At 71.1% G+C, this 22,056-nt stretch carries 22 protein-coding genes; 4 read left to right on the top strand and 18 right to left on the bottom strand.

Annotated elements, in window-relative coordinates; translation table 11 throughout:
- Window positions 1-28: 28 nt before the first annotated feature.
- Window positions 29-952 (bottom strand): MurR/RpiR family transcriptional regulator, encoded by a 924-nt coding sequence (locus tag ACFE76_RS08120; protein ID WP_375431228.1) that lies wholly within the window; start codon window positions 950-952, stop codon window positions 29-31.
- 164 nt (window positions 953-1,116) lie between these two features.
- Entirely contained in the window at window positions 1,117-1,857 is a 741-nt protein-coding gene (locus tag ACFE76_RS08115) for a dienelactone hydrolase family protein (protein ID WP_375431227.1), read from the bottom strand.
- A gap of 56 nt (window positions 1,858-1,913) precedes the next feature.
- On the opposite strand from ACFE76_RS08115, the gene ACFE76_RS08110 reads away from it, so the two are divergent.
- Window positions 1,914-2,708, top strand: a complete 795-nt coding sequence (locus tag ACFE76_RS08110) for a trans-aconitate 2-methyltransferase (protein WP_375431226.1) — start codon at window positions 1,914-1,916, stop codon at window positions 2,706-2,708.
- Entirely contained in the window at window positions 2,705-3,586 is an 882-nt protein-coding gene (locus tag ACFE76_RS08105; protein ID WP_375431225.1) for a GNAT family N-acetyltransferase, read from the top strand. The genes ACFE76_RS08110 and ACFE76_RS08105 overlap by 4 nt, the downstream gene beginning before the upstream one ends.
- A gap of 16 nt (window positions 3,587-3,602) precedes the next feature.
- Here the strand turns inward: ACFE76_RS08105 and ACFE76_RS08100 are convergent, their stop codons facing one another.
- Genes ACFE76_RS08100 through ACFE76_RS08090 form a run of 3 tightly spaced genes read right to left on the bottom strand, consistent with a single transcriptional unit; the run spans window position 3,603 to window position 6,296 of the window.
- The gene (locus ACFE76_RS08100; protein WP_375431224.1) at window positions 3,603-4,853 is read right to left on the bottom strand and encodes a RimK family alpha-L-glutamate ligase; all 1,251 of its coding nucleotides are present in this window, start codon (window positions 4,851-4,853) and stop codon (window positions 3,603-3,605) included.
- Between the two features lie 50 nt (window positions 4,854-4,903).
- Window positions 4,904-5,653, bottom strand: a complete 750-nt coding sequence (locus tag ACFE76_RS08095; protein ID WP_375431223.1) for an esterase family protein — start codon at window positions 5,651-5,653, stop codon at window positions 4,904-4,906.
- 19 nt (window positions 5,654-5,672) lie between these two features.
- Complete coding sequence (locus tag ACFE76_RS08090; protein ID WP_375431222.1) at window positions 5,673-6,296, bottom strand: hypothetical protein; 624 nt, start codon at window positions 6,294-6,296, stop codon at window positions 5,673-5,675.
- Between the two features lie 78 nt (window positions 6,297-6,374).
- On the opposite strand from ACFE76_RS08090, the gene ACFE76_RS08085 reads away from it, so the two are divergent.
- Window positions 6,375-8,369 carry a penicillin-binding transpeptidase domain-containing protein gene (locus ACFE76_RS08085; protein ID WP_375431221.1) on the top strand — a complete coding sequence of 665 codons (1,995 nt, stop codon included), beginning with the start codon at window positions 6,375-6,377 and terminating at the stop codon, window positions 8,367-8,369.
- Between the two features lie 20 nt (window positions 8,370-8,389).
- On the opposite strand, the gene dprA is transcribed toward ACFE76_RS08085, so the two are convergent.
- From dprA to ACFE76_RS08065, 4 genes are all read right to left on the bottom strand, one after another.
- Window positions 8,390-9,556: a DNA-processing protein DprA gene (dprA, locus tag ACFE76_RS08080; protein WP_375431220.1), complete on the bottom strand. Its 1,167-nt coding sequence runs from the start codon at window positions 9,554-9,556 to the stop codon at window positions 8,390-8,392.
- Window positions 9,556-11,106 carry a YifB family Mg chelatase-like AAA ATPase gene (locus tag ACFE76_RS08075; protein ID WP_375431219.1) on the bottom strand — a complete coding sequence of 517 codons (1,551 nt, stop codon included), beginning with the start codon at window positions 11,104-11,106 and terminating at the stop codon, window positions 9,556-9,558. The genes dprA and ACFE76_RS08075 overlap by 1 nt, the downstream gene beginning before the upstream one ends.
- The gene (locus ACFE76_RS08070; protein WP_375431218.1) at window positions 11,106-11,480 is read right to left on the bottom strand and encodes a YraN family protein; all 375 of its coding nucleotides are present in this window, start codon (window positions 11,478-11,480) and stop codon (window positions 11,106-11,108) included. The genes ACFE76_RS08075 and ACFE76_RS08070 overlap by 1 nt, the downstream gene beginning before the upstream one ends.
- A gap of 102 nt (window positions 11,481-11,582) precedes the next feature.
- Window positions 11,583-12,005 (bottom strand): DUF1810 domain-containing protein, encoded by a 423-nt coding sequence (locus tag ACFE76_RS08065; protein ID WP_375431217.1) that lies wholly within the window; start codon window positions 12,003-12,005, stop codon window positions 11,583-11,585.
- Between the two features lie 123 nt (window positions 12,006-12,128).
- Between ACFE76_RS08065 and ACFE76_RS08060 the strand changes: the two genes are divergently transcribed.
- Window positions 12,129-13,616 (top strand): MFS transporter, encoded by a 1,488-nt coding sequence (locus ACFE76_RS08060; protein ID WP_375431216.1) that lies wholly within the window; start codon window positions 12,129-12,131, stop codon window positions 13,614-13,616.
- 7 nt (window positions 13,617-13,623) lie between these two features.
- On the opposite strand, the gene ACFE76_RS08055 is transcribed toward ACFE76_RS08060, so the two are convergent.
- The 9 genes from ACFE76_RS08055 to trmD all read right to left on the bottom strand — a co-directional run bounded on the left by ACFE76_RS08055 (window position 13,624) and on the right by trmD (window position 22,054).
- The gene (locus tag ACFE76_RS08055) at window positions 13,624-13,944 is read right to left on the bottom strand and encodes a DUF2469 domain-containing protein (RefSeq protein ID WP_375431215.1); all 321 of its coding nucleotides are present in this window, start codon (window positions 13,942-13,944) and stop codon (window positions 13,624-13,626) included.
- Window positions 13,941-14,705, bottom strand: a complete 765-nt coding sequence (locus ACFE76_RS08050; protein WP_375431214.1) for a ribonuclease HII — start codon at window positions 14,703-14,705, stop codon at window positions 13,941-13,943. The genes ACFE76_RS08055 and ACFE76_RS08050 overlap by 4 nt, the downstream gene beginning before the upstream one ends.
- Complete coding sequence (gene lepB / locus ACFE76_RS08045; protein ID WP_375431213.1) at window positions 14,705-15,508, bottom strand: signal peptidase I; 804 nt, start codon at window positions 15,506-15,508, stop codon at window positions 14,705-14,707. Before lepB (ACFE76_RS08045) ends, ACFE76_RS08050 begins: the two co-directional genes overlap by 1 nt.
- Complete coding sequence (lepB, locus tag ACFE76_RS08040) at window positions 15,505-16,299, bottom strand: signal peptidase I (RefSeq protein WP_375431212.1); 795 nt, start codon at window positions 16,297-16,299, stop codon at window positions 15,505-15,507. Before lepB (ACFE76_RS08040) ends, lepB (ACFE76_RS08045) begins: the two co-directional genes overlap by 4 nt.
- A gap of 34 nt (window positions 16,300-16,333) precedes the next feature.
- Window positions 16,334-16,687 carry a 50S ribosomal protein L19 gene (gene rplS / locus ACFE76_RS08035; RefSeq protein WP_375431211.1) on the bottom strand — a complete coding sequence of 118 codons (354 nt, stop codon included), beginning with the start codon at window positions 16,685-16,687 and terminating at the stop codon, window positions 16,334-16,336.
- 451 nt (window positions 16,688-17,138) lie between these two features.
- Entirely contained in the window at window positions 17,139-17,885 is a 747-nt protein-coding gene (locus tag ACFE76_RS08030; protein WP_375431244.1) for a succinate dehydrogenase/fumarate reductase iron-sulfur subunit, read from the bottom strand.
- 68 nt (window positions 17,886-17,953) lie between these two features.
- Window positions 17,954-19,987, bottom strand: a complete 2,034-nt coding sequence (locus ACFE76_RS08025; protein ID WP_375431210.1) for a fumarate reductase/succinate dehydrogenase flavoprotein subunit — start codon at window positions 19,985-19,987, stop codon at window positions 17,954-17,956.
- A gap of 1 nt (window position 19,988) precedes the next feature.
- Window positions 19,989-20,705 (bottom strand): succinate dehydrogenase cytochrome b subunit, encoded by a 717-nt coding sequence (locus tag ACFE76_RS08020; RefSeq protein ID WP_375431209.1) that lies wholly within the window; start codon window positions 20,703-20,705, stop codon window positions 19,989-19,991.
- Between the two features lie 170 nt (window positions 20,706-20,875).
- The gene (gene trmD, locus ACFE76_RS08015; RefSeq protein ID WP_375431208.1) at window positions 20,876-22,054 is read right to left on the bottom strand and encodes a tRNA (guanosine(37)-N1)-methyltransferase TrmD; all 1,179 of its coding nucleotides are present in this window, start codon (window positions 22,052-22,054) and stop codon (window positions 20,876-20,878) included.
- Window positions 22,055-22,056 lie beyond the last annotated feature (2 nt).

Below are 22,056 nucleotides of genomic sequence, written 5' to 3'. Positions count from 1 at the left end.
AGGTCAGGTCAGGTCAGGTCAGGTCAGGTCAGGTCAGCGGCGGCAAGACCCGGCTCACGCGCCGACGACGCGTCTGGACGACCGCGTAGGTCGTCTCCAGCGTCGCGACGGCCCGGTCGTAGGAGCGCTGCGCCACGCCGGTGAACAGGCAGTCGACCAGGGCGAGCTGGGCGATCCGGCTGGACATGGCGCCCGACCGGAAGGTGGTCTCGCGGGCAGCCGTGATCAGCACCAGGTCGGCGAGCATGGCTACCGGGGAGCCGGAGAAGTTGGTCACGGCCAAGGTGGTGGCGCCTCGTTCGGAGGCCACCCGGAGTGCGTCCACGGTGTCCAGGGTGGTTCCGGTGTGCGAGATGCCGATGGCAACGTCGGCCGGCCCCAGCAGAGCGGCTGAGGCCAGCGCCTGGTGCGCCTCCGACCAGAGGAACGACACCAGACCGAGCCGGTGCAGCTTGAGCCGCAGGTCTTCACCGACGAGAGCGCTGGCGCCGGCGCCGTAGATGTCGACACGTCGGGCGGTGGCGACCGCCGACACCGCCGCCTCGAGGACCGCGAGGTCGAGAGCGGCGCCTGTCTCCTCGACCGCGCGGGCGTCGGCGTGGGTCACCTTGGCGACGATGTCGCCGAGACTGTCGGTCTTGAGGATCACCCCGCTCACCGGGGCGTTGTGCCGGTCACCCTCCTCCGACTGGGCGGCGCGGGCCAGGGCGATCCGCAGCTCGGGATAGCCGGCGAGTCCGACCGCCCGGCAGAAGCGCAACACCGTCGTCTCCGAGGTCTGGCACAGCCGGGCAACGGCGGTGATGGCGCTCTCGGAGATCCGGGCTGGGTCGACCAGGACAGCCTCAGCCACCCGCCGCTCCGCCGGCCGCAGATCGGGCATCGCCCCACGGATCCGGATCAAGATCGACGCCGCAGGTTTGGGCAGCTCGGCTGCCATAGCCGTGTTCATGGTCACGCCCCCCAGTCGTCCCCCTGACCCGGCGTGACCCCGCTGAACACGCACAAGCCTGCAGAGTGCTCCGGTACGGGACGACAGTATCGCTTCCCGGACCGGCCGACGGAGATTTCCGTCACACCGTCGTGGCTGACCTGTCGGTATCGGCCCTGCCGGGGTCAGACCGACGGACTGCTCAGGTGCTCGGCGAGGAACGGCACGGTCACCGCCCACGCTGCGGCGGACGCCTCGGCGTCGTGGAACATCGGGTTCGGGTTGTCGAACGCGTGGTTCGCGCCCTCGTAGGTCTCGAACCGGGCTCCGTTGGGCGTCACGGCCTGCCGGATCTGCTCCTGGGCCTCGGCCGGGATGTAGGCGTCCGCGGTGCCGAAGTGGTGCAGGCTGGGCACGGTCACCTGGTCGGCCAGCGGCAGCAGGTTGGGCAGCGCCGAGCCGTAGTAGCTGACGAGGACGTCGACCGGCGTCGTGGCGGCCACGTTGAACGCGAGCCCGCCGCCGAAGCAGAAGCCGACGAGGCCGACCGGCCCGGTCACCTCGATCATGCCGCGCAGGTGTTCGACGGCCGCGCCCACGTCGGCGACCGCGAGGCCCCAGTCGACCTGCTGCACCAGACCCATGGCCTGGCCGAGGACGTCGCCGTCCTCGTCGATCGTCGCGTCGGGCAGTCGCCAGTAGACCTCGGGCGCAAGCACGACGTAGCCCAGGGCCGACAGGTCGCGACCGCGCTGGCTGATGTAGCCGCTGACGCCGAAGATCTCCTGGACGAGCACGATCCCGGGCCCCGAGCCGCTGGGCGGCGTCCAGAGGTGGGTCGGCATGGGTCCGTCGGCGGTCTGCACGACCACCACCTGCCCGGTGGACCCGGGGGCGGTGGTGTCAGTCTCAGGTGAGGGGGTCACGCGCTCCACCGTAGCGGCCAAGGCTGAGCCCCGGGAGGGCCCCGTAGGGTGTGCCGATGCCCACCTGGGACCCCACGACGTACCTGCAGTTCGCCGACCAGCGCGGCCGGCCGTTCGTCGACCTGCTCGCCCGGGTCGGAGCCGACCAGCCCCAGCAGGTGGTCGATCTCGGCTGCGGCCCGGGACAGCTCACCGCGACCCTGGGCGACCGCTGGCCGACGGCGCAGGTGACGGGCGTCGACGCGTCCCCGGCGATGATCGACCAGGCCGCGCGGCACCGGACCTCCCGGCTGGACTTCGTCCTCGCCGACCTGCGGGACTGGCGGCCGGCGGCACCGGTCGACGTGCTGCTCAGCAACGCCACCCTGCAGTGGGTTCCCGAGCACCGCGCGCTGCTCCCCAGGCTGGTCGAGGTCGTCGCCCCGGGCGGCTGGCTCGCCTTCCAGGTGCCGGGCAACTTTGCCGAGCCGAGCCACCGGTTGCTGCACGAGCTGGCCGCCGACGCACGGTTCGCCGCGGCCACCGCCGCGGTCGAGCGGCCGGCGTCCGCCGAGCCCGCCGACTACCTCGACGACCTGACCGCCCTCGGCTGCACCGTCGAGGTCTGGGAGACGACCTACCTGCACGTGCTGACCGGACCGGACCCGGTGTTCCGCTGGATCTCCGGGACCGGCGCCCGGTCGGTGCTGCAGGCGCTCGCGGACGACCGGCGGGCGGAGTTCGAGGCGGCGTACAAGATAGTCCTGCGCGAGGCCTACCCGCCCCGGCCGTACGGGACGGTGCTGCCGTACCGTCGGATCTTTGCGGTGGCCCAGCGGCCGTCGACCGGCTCACCACAACCGACGGCATGACGCTCGACTGGTACGCCGCCCGTCCGCTGCGCGGGACGAGGCTGCTGCTCACGCCGCTCCGACTGAGCGACGCGCCGGACTTCCTCCGTGGCCTCGGCAGTCCGACGGAGGCGGCGGAGGTCACCGCCCACCTCCCCTTTCGGGCACCGGACCTGGCGTCGGTACGCGCGGTGGTCGCCGCCGCCCTCACCGACCGCGACCGGATCCCGTACGCCCAGCGGCTGGTGGCAGGAGGTGAGCTCGTCGGCAGCACCTCCTTCTACGAGATCGACCCGGCCCGCGGCAGCATCGCCATCGGACACACCTGGCTGGCTCGGCCGTACTGGCGGACGGGTCTCAACACGGAGTCGAAGCTGCTGATGATGGGGCATGCGTTCGAAGAGCTGGAGGCCGCGCGGCTCGTCTGGCACACCGACATCCGCAACCTCCGCTCCCAGACGGCGATCGAACGGCTCGGCGCCACCCGCGAGGGCGTGCTGCGGCACCACCGGCGCCGGCCGGACGGCAGCCTGCGCGACACGGTCCAGTTCGCGATGGTCTCCGCTGAGTGGCCCGCAGCGAAGGCGCGGTTGCTGGGCGTAGGTTCACCCCACACGATGACCGAGCTGCAGTTGACCGACAACGACGAGCTGTCCCGCTACGAGGGACGGCTCGACGGCGTGCTCACGACCGTGATCGCCTACGCCCGACGGGGTGACGTGCTGGTGGTCACCCACACCGGGACCGAACCCGCCTTCCGGGGCCGCGGGCTCGCTGGTCAGGCCACGGGGCTGTTCCTGGAGTCGGTCCGGGCCGAGGGCCTCCGGGTCGAGCCGCTCTGCCCGTTCACGGCCGCCTACTTCGACACGCACCCCGAGGTCGCCGACCTGCGCGCCTGAACCCGGCGCGTCCCGGCTAGCTTCCGGCGCCGAGCAGGGTGGTCTCGTCGCTGACCCAGAGGCCGACCAGCCCGCGGAAGTGAGCGAGGAAACGCTCGTGCTCCGTCGCGGGATAGGTGGCCTGCACGGTCTGGACCAGTACCCGGTCGAAGTCGGGGGAGGAGACCCACTCCAGCACCTGAGCGTCGATGTCCGGCAGCGCCTCGGCGCAGAAGGCGTGATAGCGCTCGGTGTCGAAGTGCTCGTCCGCGAGCAGCTGGTAGCGGACCAGCTTGGCGGCGTAGTCGAGCTCGGGGTCGTCAGCGACCGCGAACCAGGGCGCCGGGTCGACGTGCAGCCGTGCCTTGCGGCCCGTCGCCGCACAGAAGGCGGTCCACTTCACCAGGGACTTCATGGCCCACGGGAAGTAGTAGTGCAGCGAGGTGACGGCCACGTCAGGGCAGGCGTTCGCGTAGTCGATCGGCAGCACGGTGTCGCCCTGGATGAGCATCTCGCAGGAGTTGAACTCCCAGCGGAACAGCGCGTTGACCGTCTGGGCGATCGTGACCGCCTCGCGGCCGACGCTCGCGGAGAGGAAGTCGTGGTCGACGGCGTACCGGTCGTGCATCGGCTCGTCGGGCCGGAAGTGCATCACCTGCGTCTCGGGCCCGATGGTCAGCGCCCGGGCGAACACGTCGTAAGGCTCGACCGACTTCTGCAGGTGCATCAGCATCTCGCCGGAGTCGTCGTAGGCCGCCACCAGGTCGGCCTCGTCCTTGACCCGGGAGACGCCGCGCCAGCCGCCGCCGTCGAACGGCTTCATGAAGAGCGGGTAGCCCATCTCGGCGGCGATCGCCTTCAAGTCGAACGCGTCGTTGTACTGGCGGGAGGTGTAGCTCCAGCGGACGTTGTCGAGGGGGTGCTTGTAGGGAACCAGCACCGTCTCCGGCACGTGCATACCGAGCCGGATCAGGGCGCAGTAGGCGCTGTGCTTCTCCATCGACTGGAACGTGAAGGGGGAGTTGAGCAGGTAGACGTCGTCCATCAGGGCGACCTTCTTCAGCCACTCCCGCGGGTGGTAGTACCAGTAGGCGAGCCGGTCGATCACGATCTCGTGCCGCGCACGGTCGCGCAGGTTGAACGGGGCGATGTGCACCCGTTCGGTGTCGATGGCGTGCTCGGACCCGGCGTGGCGGAAGATCCCCAGCCGGGCGGTGAGCGCCTCGAAGGCCTGCGGCCAGTCCTCCTCGGCGCCGAGCAGCAGACCCACCAGGTGGTGCGACGTCATCTGGTCCCTCCTGAGATTTTCGAGCTGGTCAACGGTCGATGCCCTCCACGTCAGCAGAACCGGGGCAGGTGGTGCGCGAGCTGCCGCTGCCACCACACCCAGTCGTGGCTGACGTCGTGCCCCCACAGGTCCAGCTCGCACCGGATGCCCTTGTCCCGCAGCAGCTGAGCCGTGCGCAGGGTCGAGGGCAGCGCGCCGGTGGGGGAAGTCTCCCACGCGCCCTGACCGACGACGAGGAGGATCGAGAGCCGGCTGCGCAGCCAGTCGAGGTGGTCGCCGTGCAGGTTCGGGACGTAGTCGGCGGGGTTGGCGAAGTACGTCGCTTCGCCGCGTTCCCCCCAGGACCGCCAGGTGGTGACGTCGTAGTTGCCGGAGAGCCCGATCGCCAGCGGCACGAGGTCGGCGCGCTGCAGCGCGAGCTGGACGGCGTGGTAAGCGCCCAGGCTGCAGCCGGTGGCGACCAGCTCGGCGCCGGCGGTGGTGTCGTCGTGGATCCATGGGATCAAGATGTCGGTCAGCCAACGGCTGTAGGTGCCGTGCCGGACCGCGCGCTCCTCGATCGGCAGGGTCCGGTCCGACCAGGTGTCAGCGTCCACGGAGTCGACGCAGTAGAGCTTGACCCGGCCGTCGTGGACGAGCGAGCCGACCGCGTCGACCATCCCGTTCGCCTCGAAGTCCCAGGCCCGGCCGGCCTCGCTCGGAAAGACCACCACCGGACGGCCGTAGTGACCGTAGCGGATGACCGTCAGGGCGCGGTCCACGCCACTGCCGAGCGGTAGCTCGAACTGGTACCGCTCCACCCGATCCTCCTCCGCGCTCCTAGGCGCCGGCCCGGAGCTCCGGCGGCAGCCGAAGGCCGGTTCGGGCCAGCTCGACCTCGGCCAACGCGTTGATCACCGTACGGTCGCCGCCCCGCCACGCCGTCACCGGGTCGGGGCTGATCCGCGCGAGCACGTGCATCGGCTGGGACGCGAGCGCGCGCAGGGCGAAGAGGTCGAGGTCGGCGGCGGAGTCGAGGAACACCTGGGCAGCCTTCGCGCGGCGGTAGAACCGGATCCGGCGCGGCAGCCAGAAGCACAGCACCACGGTGACGGGGATCAGGAAGACCAGCCAGCCCATCAGGGTGGCCACCCGCTCGATGGTGTCGGCCTGCCGGTTGGCCGTCTCGATCAGCCCCCCGAGCGTGCCGGAAGCAGCGTCGAACGGCCGCCGCAGCTGGTCACCGAGCCCGGGTACCTGCGCGGCCGAGCCGGCCGCGTCCGAGAAGTTGCCGGACAGCTGCTGCGCCGTCCTCGCGGTGTCCCGGGCGGGACCGGCGAGCTTGGCGACCGCTCCGTCCACCACGATCCCGAGCGCCCCGCAGACCACGATCCAGAGCAGCACGCCGAGGTCGCCGACCAGCTGACCCGCCAGCCGGCCCGGGCGAGACGCGTAGAGGCTCATGAGCGAGCACCCTACAAGTCGGCGCCCCGGCCGCAACGGGTTCGCGGTCGGGCCGGCCCTGGGTGGCACGATGTGCCGGTGCGGCAAGGACAAGACAGATCGGGTCAGCGTCGATCGGCGTGCAGCGTTCGGGCGCTGGCGGGGGCGTTCGGGCTGCTGCTGGTCGCGGGCTGCACCACCAGCACCCCGTCCCCGAACCCGGACACCAACGACGCCTCGCCGGCGGCGACCGCCCTGGCCGCGGCCCTGGCCCAGAAGGACCTGAAGCCGATCGCCTTCGTCGACGCGGCCGGTACCGAGGTCGACCAGCGGTTCCAGCCGTTGGTGAGCAGCATGGGGCCGCTCCGACCCGCCGTCCGCGTGGCCGGGACCACGGTCGACGGCGACCGTGCGACGGCCACGCTGGCCTGGAGCTGGACCTTCCCCGGCGTCAGCGCCCCGTGGACGTACGAGACCACCGCCGAGCTCGACCGGGTGGCCGGCACCTGGCAGCCCCGCTGGCAGCCGGCGCTGGTCGAGGCGTCCCTCGACGGGACCTCGCGGCTCTCCCAACGGCGGCTCTACCCCGAGCGGGGCAAGGTGCTCGGCGAGGACGGCGACCCGATCGTCACCCTGCGCGGGGTCGTCCGGGTGGGGATCGACCGCACCCGGGTGTCCGGCAGCCAGGTGGCCACCTCGGCGCGCACGCTGGCCGACCTGGTCGACGTCAACGCGAAGACCTACGCCGCCAGGGTCACCAGCGCCGGCCCCGAGGCGTTCGTCGAGGCCATCACCTTCCGCAGCACCGACGACGCCCGACCCTCGGCCGCGCAGCTGAGCCGGATCCCCGGCGCGCTGGGCATCGAGGACCAGCGAATGCTCGCGCCGAGCCGGACCTTCGCAGGGGCGATCCTCGGCACCGTCGGCGAAGCGACCGCTGAGGAGGTCAAGGCTGGCCTCGGTGCCGTCGTGGCCGGGGACCAGGTCGGCCTTTCCGGGCTGGAGAAGCGGTACGACGAGCAGCTCCGCGGCACGCCCGGGGTCCAGGTCGTCCGGGCTCGGCTCGCGGTGACCGGCGGGGCGAGCGCGTCGCCCTCCCCCACCGCCTCGAGCCCGGCCCCCTCCCCGTCGCCCTCGGCGGCGCCCGTCCTCTACCGGGTCGAGCCGACGACCGGCAAGCCGCTCACCCTGACCCTCAACATGGGGCTGCAACGACTGTCGGAGAGGGTCCTCGCGGGCACGAAGCCCGCCAGCGCGCTCGTCGCTGTCCGGCCGTCGACCGGCGCCGTGCTAGCCGCCGCGAGCGGTCCGGGTGCCGACGGCTTGTCCGTCGCGACCGTCGGCCAGTACGCCCCCGGCTCCACCTTCAAGGTCGCCTCGGCGCTGGCCCTGCTGCGGGCCGGGCTGAAGCCGACGTCCACGCTCAGCTGCCCGGCCACCGTGGTGGTGGACGGCCGCCGGTACAAGAACTACGACGACTATCCGGCCGCTCGGCTCGGCACGATCGACCTGCAGACGGCGTTGGCCAACTCGTGCAACACCGCCTTCATCGGCCAGCGGACCAAGCTCGGCAAGGGTGAGCTCACCCAGGCTGCCGCCTCTCTCGGTCTGGGGACTGACTACGACGTCGGCTTCCCCTCCTTCTTCGGGCTGGTGCCGGAGCCGACGAGCGCGACGGGCAAGGCGGAGGCCATGATCGGCCAGGGCAAGGACGAGGCGTCGCCGCTGGCGATGGCCGCCGTCGCCGCTTCGGTGTCCGCCGGCCAGACCGTGGTACCGCACCTGGTGACGGACCAGAAGGCTGAGTCGAAGGCTGCGCCCCTGACGAGTGAGGAAGCGAGCCAGCTGCGCCAGATGATGCGTGCCGTGGTCACCGAGGGCAGCGCCGGCCGGGTCCTCGGGGACCTCGCCGGACCCGCCCCCATCGCCAAGACCGGTACGGCGGAGTACGGCGACGACGACCCGCCGAAGACGCACGCCTGGATGATCGCCGCCCAGGGTGACCTGGCGGTCGCGGTCTTCGTCGCCGACGGCGACTCCGGGTCGGGGACCGCCGGCCCCCTGCTGAGGGCGTTCCTCCGCGGCGCCCGCTGACCGGCGTCGACCGACCGCGATCACGGCGCACCCTGGCTGAGGGCCTGGACGGGCAGCGCCCGCCAGCCTCGGTCGGAGGCCTCGACGAGGCCGCGATCGGCGAGGGCGTTCAACGCGGCGAGGCAGACCGGCATGCTCACCCCGGCGACGAGGGCGATGTCGCCGGCTCCGACGCGGCGGCGGGCGGGGACCGCCTCGAACACCGCGAGCTGGTCGTCACTCATCGTGTCGGTGACCCGGCTCGCGCCGTGCTCGGGAACCAGCAGGTGCTGACCCATCCCCGACACCAGCTCCAGCACCTCGGCGGCGCTGCTGACCAGCATCGCCTGACCGTTGCGGATCATCAGGTGCGGCGCCGCCGAGGCCCGGGAGTGCACCGACCCCGGCACCGCCATCAACGGCCGTTGGCACTCCAACGCCCAGCCGGCGGTGTTGCGGGCCCCCGAGCGCAGCGCCGCCTCCACGACCACCGTGCCGCCCGACAGGGCCGCGATCAGCCGGTTGCGGGCCAGGAACCGGATCCGGGTCGGGTGCGCGCCCGGCGGCAGCTCCGAGACCAACAGATGGTCCTGCGCCACCGCCTCGAACAGCCGCGCGTTGCCCGGCGGGTAGGCCACGTCGACGCCGTTTGCCACCACCCCGACCGTCGGACCACCGACCGCGAGCGCGCCGCGGTGGGCCGCCGTGTCGATCCCGAACGCCATCCCCGAGACCACCGTGACCCCGGCCTCGGCGAGCTCGGCGGCCAGGTCGGTGGCGAACCCCGTCCCGTACGCGGTCGAGGCCCGCGAGCCGACCACCGCCACCGAGCGCGCCGCCAACCGTGCCAGATGCCCGGGACCGCGCAGCCACAACCCGAACGGCACCCCACCCCGCCGCTGGATCGGCGTCGCCTGCTCAAGGTCGTCCAACCCGGCCGGCCATTCCTCGTCTCCCGGGATGACGAAGCGCACCGACCCGCGGGAGGCGAGCCGCTGCACGACCTCCACATCCGTCGTCGCCGCCCGACGCGCCAGCGGCTCCCCCAGCACCCCCGCCTGCACTCGCGCCCAGGCCCCCTCAGGGCCCAGCCGCCGCACGAGGTCGGCGCCGTCCGGGTCACCCCCGTCGACCGCGCAGGACAGCGCCATCCGGGCCGCCCGTTCCGCCCAGGTGCCGTGTCCCGCGTCCACCGGCTGACCCGCCATCACCCTGCCTCCGATCCTCGGTCGAACTGTTCACCGCGGCGCATCGCCAACGCGACCGCCACCTCGTCCGGCCCTGGCTTGAGCCGTCCCGCCAGGTCGGCAAGCGTCCAGGAGACCCGGAGCACCTTGTCGAACCCGCGCGGACTCAAGGTCCCCCGCTGGACCGCGGCGTCGACCACCTGCAGCCCGTCGGGCAGCGGCAGGACCTTGCGCAGGTACGGGCCCGGCACCTCACCGTTGGTCTGCCACTCGGTGCCCCGCAACCTGGCCTCCTGCCGCGACCGCGCCTCCGCCACCCGCTCGGCCACCGCCGCCGAGGCCTCCGTCCGCTGCAGCGCCGCCTTCAGGTAGGCGCGACGCATCGGCAGGAAGACGCAGCTGATGTCGATCCGGTCCTTGATCGGCCCGGAGATCCGTTCGCCGTACCGCCGCACCGCCAGCGGGGGACAGGAGCACGAGGCGCCCGGGGTGGACGCCTGGCCACACGGGCAGGGGTTCGACGCCATCACCAGCTGGAAGCGGGCCGGGTAGCGCGCCTGCACCTCGCTGCGGCCGAGCGTGATGGTGCCCGACTCCAACGGCGTCCGCAGCGCGTCAATCACCTTCGTCGGGAACTCCGGCGCCTCGTCCAGGAAGAGGACGCCACGGTGGGCGCACGAGATCGCTCCGGGTTTGGCGACCCGCGGTCCGCCGCCGACGACGCTGGCCACCGAGGCTGAGTGGTGCGGATCGCTGTACGGCGGCCGGGTCAGCAGGCCGTCAGACAGCTGGAACCCGGCGAGTGAGTGGATCGCGGAGACCTCCAGGGCTTCGTACAGGCTGAGGTCGGGCAACAACCCGGGGATCCGTTCGGCCACCATCGTCTTGCCCACCCCTGGCGGCCCCGAGAACATCAGGTGGTGCCGGCCAGCCGCCGCCACCTCGACCGCCCACTTGGCCTCCACCTGGCCGACCACGTCGGCGAGGTCGAGCAGCCGGCTGCTCGGCGCGATCGGTGTCTCGTCGGCCACCTCGACCGGCTCGACGTCGGGGACGGGGTCGCCGCGCAACCGCGCCACCAGCTGGCCGAGCGAGGCCACCCCGACCACGTCGACCCCCTCGACCAGCCGGGCCTCGGCGGCTTGCGACTCCGGCACGACCACCCGCGGGAAGCCGGCCAAACCCGCAGCCAGTACCGCCGGCAGGATGCCGCGGACCGGCCGTACCCGCCCGTCGAGCCCCAGCTCCCCGAGCAGCACCGTCCGGCGTAGCTCCATCTTCGGGAACACGTCGGCCGCCGCGAGCACCGCAGCAACGATGGCCAGGTCGTAGTGGCTGCCGTTCTTCGGCAGCGTCGCAGGACTGAGGTTGATGGTCAGCAGCGACGCCGGCCAGGTGTGACCGCTGTTGCCCACGGCCGCCTTGCACCGGTCCCGGGCCTGGTTCAACGCCGTGTCGGCCAGGCCGATCAGCACCGTCCGCGGCAGCCCCGCGCCGATGTCGGCCTCCACCTCGACGATCCGGCCCTCCAACCCGATCAGCGCCACCGACCAGCTGCAGGCCTGTGCCATCAGCCGACCGCCTTGACGTGGGTCAGTCGCGGCGGCTCACCGCGCAGCAGCAGCACCCCGATGGCGTCCAACCGGATCGCGGCCGCCGACACCCGATGGACCGCCAGCCACTCGGCCGCGAGCGCCCGTAGTGTGCGCAGCTTGGCCCAGGTGATGGCCTCGAGCGGATCACCGAACCCCAGACCCGAGCGGCACTTGACCTCGCAGAACACCACCGTCGTACCGCCCTCGCCGGGCTCGGCGGCCACGATGTCGATCTCGCCGACCCGGCACCGCCAGTTCCGGTCCAGCACCTCCATCCCCTGCCGCTGCAGCTCGACCACCGCGAGATCCTCGCCCCGGGCCCCTAACGTCTGCCGACCGTTTGCCGCCATCTCCCACCTCCAGGAGAGACCTTCCGGACGTCGGCGCGGATCTGCGGTTTTCCGGCGGGCCTGTGGACAGCCGGTGGTGCACGCCGCCGCTGTGGATGACGGTCAGAGGCGGTCCAGCGTCGCCCCGTCCTGCTGGCCGTCGAAGTAGCGGTCGAGCACCTCGGCGAAGGCCGGGTCGTCGGGGTCCGCGGCGGCGAAGAGTGTCATCGACGAGCGGAGCTTGACCGCGTCGATGCCGCCGAAGACCTGTTCGGCCGTCCGGCCGGTCAGGTCGAGCAGGGCGCGGACACACTCCAGCAGCCGCGGGCCGAGCACCGGGTGCGCCAGATACGCCCGCGCCTCGGCGAGTGAGGGCAGCGCGAAGTACTGGGCCGTGCTGCTGCGGCCGAGCCCGGCGATCTGCGGGAACACGAACCACATCCAGTGGCTACGCTTGGCGCCTCGACGCAGCTCGTCCAACGCACCGGCGTAGGTGCCGCCCGCGTCCTGGGCCGTCACGAACCGCTCAAGATCAGCTGCCTCCATGGGTACCTCTTCGGTGGAAGTTGCAGGTTGCTGACCAGTGTGGCCAGCCGAAGCGCGACCGCCTCCGCTGGGTAAGCCAGCCGGAGCCGACCGCTGGGGGACGTATCCATAGATTGGCTTCCCGTGACCGACCAGCACGCCGACGACTTCACCCCGGACCCCGCCCGCTGGCGAGCGCTCGCCGTCTGCCTGGTGGCCGGGGCGATGACGCTGCTCGACGTCAGCATCGTGAACGTCGCGCTGCCCACGCTCCGCGCCGGCCTCAAGGCCGACGACTCCGACGTGCAGTGGATCATCGCCGGCTACGCGCTCGCGTTCGGCGTGGCCCTGGTGCCGGCCGGCCGGCTCGGCGACGCCCGCAGCCGTCGGACGATCTTCCTGATCGGGGTCACCCTGTTCACCCTGGCCAGCGCGGCCGCGGGCGCATCGCCGACCCCGGCGTTCCTCTCGGTAGCCCGCGTGCTGCAGGGCCTCGCCGCCGGTCTGATCTCGCCGCAGGTGTCCGGCTTCATCCAGAACCTGTTCCGCGGACCGGAGCGGGGCCGGGCGTTCGGACTCTTCGGAGCCTCGATCGGCATCTCGACCGCCGTCGGACCCCTGCTCGGCGGTCTACTGGTCAAGCTGGGCGGCCCGGACTTCGGCTGGCGGCTGGTCTTCTACGTGAACGTCCCGGTCGGCATCGCGCTGGTGCTGCTGGCCCGGCGGGTGCTGCCCAAGGTCGCAGGCAGCCGACGCCAGTCCCTCGACCCGGTCGGGGTGCTGCTGTTCGCCGCGGCGATCCTGCTCGTGCTGTTCCCCCTCGTCGAGGGCACCCAAGGCGCGCCGCTCAGTGACCGGCCGTGGTGGCTGCTCGCCGTCGCGGCCGTGCTGCTCGTCGCCTTCTACCTGTGGGAACGGCACTGGCGGAGCCGCGGGCACGAGACCCTGATCGAGCTGTCGCTGCTGCGGGTGCGTTCCTACGTCTTCGGGGTGGTGCTCGGCTCGTTCTACTTCGCGGGCTTCACCTCGATCTTCTTGATCCTCACGCTCTACCTGCAGACCGGGCTGCACTACAGCGCCCTGCAGGCCGGGGCCACGGGAACCTCCTTCGCCATCGGCTCTGCCGTCGCTGCGTTGCTGGGCGGCCGGCTCGTGCAGCGCTTCGGGCGCTACCTGGTGGTGGCCGGTCTGGTGCTGGTGGCCGCGGGCTTGGTCGCAGTGGACCTGTTGGTGCCGCACGTGACAAACCACGTGGGGCTCACGCTCGCGCCTGCGCTGCTGGTCGCCGGCCTCGGCGGCGGTCTGGTGATCACGCCGAACGTCACCCTCACCCTGGCCGAGGTGAACCCGGCCCAAGCCGGTTCCGGCGGCGGCATGCTGCAGACGGCCCAGCGCGTCGGGTCGGCCATCGGGGTCGCGATCGTGCTTGCCCAGTTCTTCGACGAGGTGGCTGCGAGCCGGGGCCAGGACTACGCGGGTGCGCTGTCGACCGGTCTGCGGACCACGCTGGGCTTCGTCGGCGTCGCCCTGCTGTTCGGTCTCGCCGACCTGGTCCGACGCCGTACCGTCGACCAGCACCCCGAGCCCCGGCACGCGATGCCCGAGCCTGAGCCGCGCCACGCAGCGGGGTGACGCAGGCTCAGGTGCCGGTGACGCTCTTGGGTACCTGGAGGTCGCTGTGGGCGATCTCCTCGATCGAGACGTCGCGGAAGGTCAGGACCTTGGCGCTCTTCACGAAGCGGGCGGGGCGGTACATGTCCCAGACCCAGGCGTCGCCCATCGAGACCTCGTAGTAGACGTCTCCGCCCTCGGTGCGGACCTTCAGGTCGACGGCGTTGCAGAGGTAGAAGCGGCGCTCGGTCTCCACCGCGTAGGTGAAGATGCCGACGACGTCCTTGTACTCGCGGTAGAGCTGGAGCTCCAGCTCGCTCTCGTACTGCTCGAGGTCTTCCGCGCTCACGACACCGCTCGTTCGAGGGTGTCGGAGCCGGGGCGGGGGGAAGGTGGCTGCGCGGTCATCGGCTCGACTCTAGCGGTAACGACGCTCACCGTTCGCGCGACGTTGTCGAACCGCATCCGGTGCGTGGCTGAGGGTCCGAAACGGTCCAGCCGTTCCTGGTGCAGCGGCGTGCAGTAGCCCTTGTGCACGGCGAACGCGTACTCGGGATGGACGTCGTCGAGCTCACACATGATCCGGTCCCGGGTGACCTTCGCGAGGATCGAGGCGGCCGAGACGCAGGCGGCCACCCGGTCGCCCTTCCAGACGGCGAGGCCGGGGACGCCGAGCCCGTCGACGGGGAAGCCGTCGGTCAGCGCGTACGTCGCCGGCACGTCGAGCCGCAGCAGGGCCCGGCGGAGCCCCATCACGTTGGCCACGTGCATGCCGAGCCGGTCGCACTCGTCCGGCTCGACGCAGACGACCGCCCAGGCGAGCGCCTTGTCGGTGATCTCGGCGTAGAGCCGTTCCCGTTGCCGGGCGGTCAGCAGCTTGGAGTCGTTGAGGCCCTTGATCTGGCGCGACCGGGAGTCCGACAGGATGGCCGCACCCGCCACCAGCGGCCCCGCACAAGCGCCCCGACCGGCTTCGTCCGCCCCCGCCACCGGTCCGAGGCCGACCCGGTGCAGCGCCCGCTCGTACCCGTAGAGGCCGCTGTCCCGGCGGATCTTGACCACCGGGACCTCGTCCTCGCTGGGCTGCCCCCGCTCCCCCGCACCGGCCATCAGCAGCTGACCCCGGCGGGTTCGATCGTGGGCTTGTCGGGCGCCGGTTCCTTCGGTGGCGGCACTCCGGCGAAGGTGGCGGGAGCCTTCAGGCGTTTGGCGCGGTCGAACGGCGCGGCGATACCGAAGGCCGGCCCGACGACGAGGTTCTCGGGAACGAAGGCGACGTACCCGCGGGGCTCCGTGCTGGAGGAGTCGGACAGGTGGCAGCGTGAGTCGGCGCTGAGGTCGCGGTGGTCGCCCATCACGAAGATCCGGCCCTTGGGCACGACCACCGTGAACTCGACGTCGGACGGCACGACCTGGGTGCCGTTCGGGTTGGTGTAGAGATAGCTGGTCTCGTCGAGGGCGTAACCGTTGACGGTCATCCGGCCCTGGCTGTCGCAGCAGACGACCTTGTCACCCGGCATCCCGATCACCCGCTTGATCAGGTGGCCCGGCGTGCTGCTGGTCGGCACCCCGACGAACTCGAGCACCCGGGCGACCGGTCCGGGGTCAGCGACCGGCTCGTCCGGCAGCCAGCCGCCCGGGTCCTCGAAGACCACGACGTCGCCGCGGTGGAAGTCGGTGATCTTCTGCACGACGACCCGGTCGCCCTCGAGCAGCGTGCTCTGCATCGACTTTGACGGGATGATGAACATCTGGCCGACGAAGGCGCGCAGCAGGGACGAGACGACGATGGCGCCGACGACCACGAAGAGCAGCTCACGTCCGAACGAGGCGGCCTGCCGGCCGGCGCTCGGTCGGGGTTTTGGGGGATTCGCAGCCTCGGTGTCGCGGCGGGCGTTCTGGTCAGTGGTCAACAGGTTGCCTCGGGTCCGGCATCAATCGCGGGCAGAGCAGGAGCCGCCTGGGCGGCGGGAACTGGGACAAAGGTAGCCGGGATGCCCAGCCGTCGCGCGTGACCGACAGGCCAGAGGACGGCGACCGCTCGACCGACCACCAGGTCCTCGGGCACGAACGCGGAGCTGCTCTCGACCGCCGTGGGGTCGGGATCGTGCAGGTGGCAGCGCGAGTCACGACTGTGCTCCCGGTTGTCGCCCAGCACGAAGATCCGGTCCCGCGGGACGACCACGGTGAAGCGGATCGACGAAGCAACGGCTGGCTCGCCGCCCGGGGGCGGGTCCAGGTAGGACGTCTCGTCCAGAGCGACGTCGTTGACGGTGATCCGCCCAGCACGGTCGCAGCAGACGACGTGGTCCCCCGGCATCCCGACCACCCGTTTGACCAGGTGGTCGGTCCCGCTGTCGGGCAGCACGCCGACGAACTCGAGCGCCCGCCCGACGCGGCCCCGCTCGGGCGCCACCGGACCGGTGAGCCAACCGCCCGGGTCGGTGAAGACCACGACCTCGCCTCGCTGCAGGGTGGTCAGCTTTTCCACCACGATCCGGTCGTCGATCCGGAGCGTCTGCTCCATCGAAGCCGACGGGATGAGAAACATCTGGCCGACTAGCGCTCGCAGCAGCGAAGCCACGATCACCGCGCCGATGACCACCCCGGAGAGCTCACCGAGAAAGGCCAGGACGTGCCCGCCAAAGCTCAGGGTCCGCGGCGGCCCAGACGGCACCGGAGCAGGCTCAGCGTCGTCGATCACTCAGCCTCCGGGCTCGTGCGACGGACGCTGAGGCTCAGCTGGCGTCGCGCTTCTCCTTGATCTTGGCAGCCTTGCCGCGCAGACCGCGGAGGTAGTACAGCTTCGCGCGGCGGACGTCGCCGCGGCGGTCGATGTCGACGTGGTCGATGATCGGGCTGTGGACGGGGAAGGTGCGCTCGACCCCGACGCCGAAGCTGACCTTGCGGACGGTGAAGGCCTCGCGGACGCCGTCGCCGGCGCGGGAGATGACGACCCCGGCGAAGACCTGGATCCGGGAGCGGCTGCCCTCGGTCACCTTCACGTGCACCTTGACCGAGTCACCTGGCCGGAAGTCGGGGACGTCAGTCCGCAGGGACGCCGCGTCGAGCGCGTCGATGAGCTTGCTCATGTTGGTTCCTCGCCAGTGCCACAGGTCACCTGAGATCGATTCAGCTGAAGGTCCTCAGGCTGCGGTCTATCCCCCTGTGGCAGGAGCCGCGCATCCGAAGGACACCAGCGGACCAGTCTGCCACAACGGCTCCGGGCCGAGAAATCACACCTGTCAGCTCTCCGGGCGCGGCGGCACCTCGTCGTGCCAGCTGGCTAGGGCCCGTAGCCAAGCGCCTCGCGGGCGGAGTCGACGGCCAGCAGACCACCGGTCAGCTGAGCCACCGTGCTGCTCGGTCGGGCTGGTCGGCACTGAATCGCTCACTGAGTCACCTCAGCCAGGCCACCTGACGACTTCACATGCTGAGGGGCGACCTCACACCCTCTGGCGCGGGTGTGAGGTCGCCCTACAGGCTGTGAAGTGACCGGCCGGGCTCCGCCCGGGGACGTGAGCTCAGCTGATGGCGGGGAAGTCAGCTGTTGGGGTGGGTGAGGGCACCGTAGAGGTCCCGGTTGAGGCGGGAGATCGTCTCGAAGGGGATCTCCTTGGGGCAGACGGCGGTGCACTCGCCGATGTTGGTACAGCCGCCGAAGCCCTCCTCGTCGTGCTGGGCGACCATGCCCAGGACGCGGGAGTGCCGCTCGGGCTGGCCTTGGGGCAGCATGCCGAGGTGGGTGATCTTGGCGGCGGTGAACAGCATCGCGGAGCCGTTCGGACAGGCGGCGACGCAAGCGCCGCAGCCGATGCAGGTCGCGGCGTCGAAGGCGTGGTCGGCGTTGGCCTTCGGGATCGGTGACGCGTGGGCGTCGGGGGCCGCTCCGGTGGGCGCGGAGATGTAGCCACCGGCGGCGATGATCCGGTCGAAGGCACCGCGGTTGACGATGAGGTCCTTGATCACCGGGAAGGCGTCGGCACGCCACGGCTCGACGTCGATCGTGTCACCGTCGGCGAAGGACCGCATGTGCAGCTGACAGGTGGTGGTCTGCTGCGGACCGTGGGCGACGCCGTTGATGACGACCCCGCACTGGCCGCAGATGCCCTCGCGGCAGTCGTGGTCGAACGCGATCGGGTCGTCGCCCTCGAGCGTCAGCCGCTCGTTCAGCACGTCCATCATCTCGAGGAAGGACATGTGCTCAGACACGTCCGGCACCACGTAGCTGACCATCTGGCCCGGGGCGTCAGCGTGCGGCTGGCGCCAGACCCGGACGGTGATGGTCATCAGACGCGTGCCCTCGGTGCCCGAGGCCTGGACCTGTGACGCCGCGTTCTTGTGCCCAGTGGTGATCGTCACTTGTAACTCCGTTGCTTCATCTCGACGTTCTCATACACCAGCGGTTCCTTGTGCAGGACCGGCCTGCCGTTCTCGCCGCCGAACTCCCAGGCGCTGACGTAGGCGTACTCGTCGTCGTGCCGCAACGCCTCACCGTCCTCGGTCTGGGACTCCGCACGGAAGTGCCCACCACATGATTCGCGCCGGACGAGCGCATCGATGCACATCAGCTCGCCCAGCTCGATGAAGTCGGCGACCCGGCCGGCCCGCTCGAGCGCCTGGTTGAGCTGCTCGCCGGTGCCCAGCACCAGCACGTCGGACCAGAACTCGGTCTTGAGCTCGCGGATCCGGGTGATGGCCTTGCGCAGCCCCTCTTCGCTGCGCTCCATGCCGCAGTAGTCCCACATGATGTGGCCGAGCTCCTTGTGGAAGGAGTCGACCGTCCGGCTGCCGCGGATCGAGAGCAGCGTCTCGACGCGGTCGTGGACGGCGGTCACCGCCTCGACGGCGGCCGGGTGGGTCTCGTCGACCTTGGCGAACGGGCCGGCGGCCAGATAGTCGTTGATGGTGTTCGGCAGCACGAAGTAGCCATCAGCCAGGCCCTGCATCAACGCGCTCGCCCCGAGCCGGTTGGCGCCGTGGTCGGAGAAGTTGGCCTCCCCGGCCACGAACAGGCCAGGGATCGTGGACTGCAGGTCGTAGTCGACCCACAGCCCGCCCATCGTGTAGTGCACGGCCGGGTAGATCCGCATCGGCGTCTGGTACGGGTTCTCGCCGGTGATCTGGGCGTACATGTCGAAGAGGTTGCCGTACTTGTTCTCCACCGCCGTCTGGCCGAGCCGGCTGATCGCGTCGGCGAAGTCGAGGTAGACCCCGAGCCCACCCGGGCCGACCCCGCGGCCCTCGTCACAGACGTTCTTGGCCGCCCGGGACGCGATGTCGCGCGGCACCAGGTTTCCGAAGGAGGGGTAGATCCGCTCCAGGTAGTAGTCCCGCTCGTCCTCGGGGATCTGGCGCGGGTCGCGCTTGTCCTCACCGCTCTTCGGCACCCAGATGCGGCCGTCGTTGCGGAGCGACTCACTCATCAGCGTCAGCTTGGACTGGTACTCCCCCGACACCGGGATGCAGGTGGGGTGGATCTGGGTGAAGCACGGGTTGGCGAACAGCGCGCCCTTGCGGTGCGCCCGCCAGGTCGCGGTGACGTTGCAGCCCATGGCGTTGGTCGAGAGGAAGAAGACGTTGCTGTAGCCGCCGGTCGCCAGCACGACCGCGTCGGCGAAGTGGGTCTCGAGCTCGCCGGTGACCATGTCGCGGACGACGACGCCACGCGCCTTGCCGTCGATGACGATCACCTCGAGCATCTCGTGCCGGGTGTGCATCTCGACCGTCTTGGCCGCGATCTGACGCTCCAGCGCCTGGTAGGCGCCGATCAGCAGCTGCTGGCCGGTCTGGCCGCGGGCGTAGAAGGTCCGGGAGACCTGCACGCCACCGAACGAGCGGTTGTCGAGCAGGCCGCCGTACTCGCGGGCGAAAGGCACGCCCTGGGCCACGCACTGGTCGATGATCTGCACGCTCGTCTCGGCGAGCCGGTAGACGTTGGACTCCCGCGAGCGGAAGTCACCGCCCTTGACCGTGTCATAGAAGAGCCGGTAGACCGAGTCGCCGTCGTTGCGGTAGTTCTTCGCCGCGTTGATCCCGCCCTGCGCGGCGATCGAGTGGGCGCGGCGCGGCGAGTCCTGGTAGCAGAAGGTCGTGACCTTGTACCCCGCCTCACCCAACGTGGCCGCCGCCGAGGCCCCGGCCAGGCCGGTACCGACGATGATGATGCTGAGCTTGCGTCGGTTGGCCGGGTTGACCAGCTTGGCGTTGAACTTGCGCTCGTCCCACCGCCGCTCGATCGGGACGTTCGGCGCCTTCGTGTCGGCGATGTCGTCGCCCTCGGCGTAGAAGGAGTCAGCGTCCAGGGACACCAGGTCCTTGACGCCGGACACCGCCCGCCGGGCGGCGTCGGCGATCCCGTCGGTCAGGCTCGTACGGTCGTCGTCGCTCATGTCAGCTCACCAATCCCAGCAGGATGCTGTACGGGGGGAGAAGAAAGCCGGCGGTGATGACGCCGGCCACGGCGTAGGCCAAGAGGTTCAGCCGACGCCTCGCGATGGCTGAGGTGTTGGCCCCCAGCGTCGTGAGGGCGCTCCACATGCCGTGCCGCAGGTGGAAACCGACCGCGATCATGGCCACGGTGTAGGCCACCACGACCCACCAGACGCCGAAGCCGTTGACGACCCGCTGGTAGGGGCTGCCGGAGGCGCCGCCCGGGTGGACGGTGCCCCAGGTGAACTGCAACAAGTGGAAGATGACGAACAGCAAGATCACGATGCCGCCCCAGCGGAGCGTGAACGAGGCGTAGGTGCGCTGGACCCCGGTGCGGCCCTTGGTGGACTGGTAGCGCTTGGTGTTGCCGCCGCCGCGTGCCCTCTTGGCCCGCGCCCACAGCTTGACGGCCGCGTAGGCGTGGCCGACGACCGAGGCCAGCAGCACCACGCGGATGATCCACAGCAGGCCGGCGTACGGCAGGATCGGCTGGCCGATCGTGCGCAGGTGGTGGGCGTAGCCGTCGAAGGACTCCTGGCCCGCGAAGACCTTGAGATTGCCGTACATATGGGCAAGCAGAAAGCCCACCATGATCAGCCCGCTCACCGCCATCAGCGCCTTGAGCGCCACCGTCGTTCTGACCGCCCGCTGCGTCGGGGTCAGTGTTGTCGTTGCCACGATGGCAACCCTAGAACTCCCCTCCGACAGTTGACTAATAAGGCCACCTCACATACTGGTGTTTTTCGCCACGTCGGCCGGTGCATCCATGTGCCCCTCGCCGGCGGAGAACGGTCGGAGGCGTCTGCGACGCTGCTCCCGCGCTCGGGCCGCCCGGGCGTCGTGGGCGGTCAGGGGGGCGGGAGGGCCTTCTCGAGCACCACGACGACCGAGGAGGGGTGGTGGCGACGGCCCACGTCGCGGTAGCCGCGCCGGGCGTAGAAGGCAAGGTTGCTGGCGCTGTGCTCACCGGTCACCAGCCGCAACCGTTGTGCGGTGGGAGGGGCGAGCTCCTCGATCCGGTCCATCAGCTGACCGCCGAGCCCGGCACCCTGACGGTCCGGCGCCACCATCAGCCGGCCGACGTACCAGGTGTCGACGCCCTCGAGCTCACCGCGGACGGAGCCGATCAACCGGGAACCAGACCGGGCGACGAGCACCGTCTGGTCGGCCAACGCGGCGCGCAGCTCGTCCAGGGTCTCGGTCAGCGGCGGCAGGTCGAAGGTGCCGTGCCGCCGGCCCTCGACCAGGTACGCCGCCTGCTGCAGCGTCCACAGCTCGCCGGCGTCGGTCTCCTCGGCCGGACCGATCACGGTCTCCCGCAGCCCTGCGGGCAGCAGGTCCGGCCGCCGTTCGCGGGTCCGGGCCACGGCCTGGTCCCGCCGCCAGCCGGCGATCTGGCCGTGGTGGCCCGAGAACAGCACCTCGGGCACGTCGAGGCCGCGCCAGGTCGGCGGCTTGGTGTAGACGGGGTACTCCAGCAGGCCGTCGTGCCCCGCCGCGTGGGACTCCTCGGTCAGCGACTCCGGGTTGCCGATCACGCCGGGGACCAGCCGGACCACGGCTTCGACCACGGCCAGGGCGGCCGCCTCGCCGCCGTTCAGCACGTAGTCCCCGACGCTGAGCTCGAGCACCCGCATCCGGCCGCGGGCGTGCTCGACGACCCTGGCGTCGATGCCCTCGTAGCGCCCGCAGGCGATCACGAGGTGGGTCTCGACGGCGAGCCGCTCGGCCACCGGCTGGCGAAAGCGTTCGCCGGACGGCGTCATCACCACGAGCAACGGGTCCGCCGCCGCGTCCGCCGCCGGGACCAACGCGTCCAGCGCCTCACCCCAGACGTCGGGCCGCATCACCATCCCGGCTCCACCGCCGTACGGGGTGTCGTCGACGGTGCGGTGCCGGTCGTGGGTCCAGTCGCGGAGGTCGTGCACCGCCAGCTCGACCAGTCCGGTCCGCGCGGCCTTGCCGACCAGCGAGAGCTGCAGCGGCGCCAGGTAGTCCGGAAAGATCGAGACGATGTCGATACGCACGC

This window comes from uncultured Friedmanniella sp. (genome assembly GCF_964244005.1).
In the GTDB taxonomy this organism is placed as follows: Bacteria; Actinomycetota; Actinomycetes; order Propionibacteriales; family Propionibacteriaceae; genus Microlunatus.
The sequence above is the reverse complement of the archived record's forward strand: the minus strand, read 5'-3'. Positions and strand labels throughout refer to the sequence as shown.